The following is a 770-nucleotide window of genomic DNA, read 5'->3' as shown; positions in this document are numbered from 1 at the left end:
GTCTCGTGGGCTCGGCCGTCACCGCCGCGCAGCTGCTGGACCCCGGGGTGTACCTCGCGATGTCCGGGCGGGTCTTCCCGGCGGGCACCGTGGCCAAGGACCGGGCGCGCGGGGTGTTCGTGGACCGCTGAGGGTCCGGCGAGTCCGGCGGATTCAGGCGCGGTCGCGCACGCGGCGTCGGCGGCGGCGCCGATGCCGGCGGATCTGCTCCGGGGTGACCGTCTCCAGGTTGCGGGTCAGCGGCTCCCCCGGGGTCCAGCCCTGCTCCTTCAGCGGGCCCCGGCGGATCCGACGCCGCCCCAGGCGCAGCTTGGGGCGCGGGACCGTCAGATCCACCGGGGCCGGCAGGCGCCAGTTGCGCCAGCGGGACAGGATCCCCAGCACCCCGCAGGTCACGATCGCCACACCCATGCCCACGTTGGGCCGGTGCAGCAGCTCCTGGAAGACCACCATCTCAGCACCCCCGATCACCGCGATCGTCGCGTAGAGGGAGTTCCCGCCGAACACCGCCGGGATGCGGTTGACCATGATGTCCCGGATGGCCCCGCCGCCCACCGCGGTGGTGACCCCCAGGGCGACGGCGGGCAGCCAGTGCAGCCCCAGCCCGAGGGCCTTCAGGGTGCCGGTGGCCGTCCAGGCCCCCATGCCGACGAAGTCCAGGACGATCAGCAGCCGATCCGCCCACCGGGACCCCAGATCGATGGTGTAGGCCACCGCCGCCGCGGCCAGGACTCCCACCCAGTACCCGGCGTCGGTCAGGGCCACCGGGA

General features: G+C 74.3%; 1 protein-coding gene. It reads right to left on the bottom strand.

The window, feature by feature from the left end; all coding sequences use genetic code 11:
* Positions 1–153: 153 nt before the first annotated feature.
* Positions 154–770 (bottom strand): trimeric intracellular cation channel family protein (locus NS354_RS13720; protein WP_058594814.1); only part of this gene is annotated, 617 nt, incomplete at its 5' end.

Origin of the sequence: Leucobacter chromiiresistens (genome assembly GCF_001477055.1) — a bacterium.
Lineage (GTDB): Bacteria > Actinomycetota > Actinomycetes > Actinomycetales > Microbacteriaceae > Leucobacter > Leucobacter chromiiresistens_A.
This window is presented reverse-complemented; position numbering and strand designations above follow the sequence as displayed.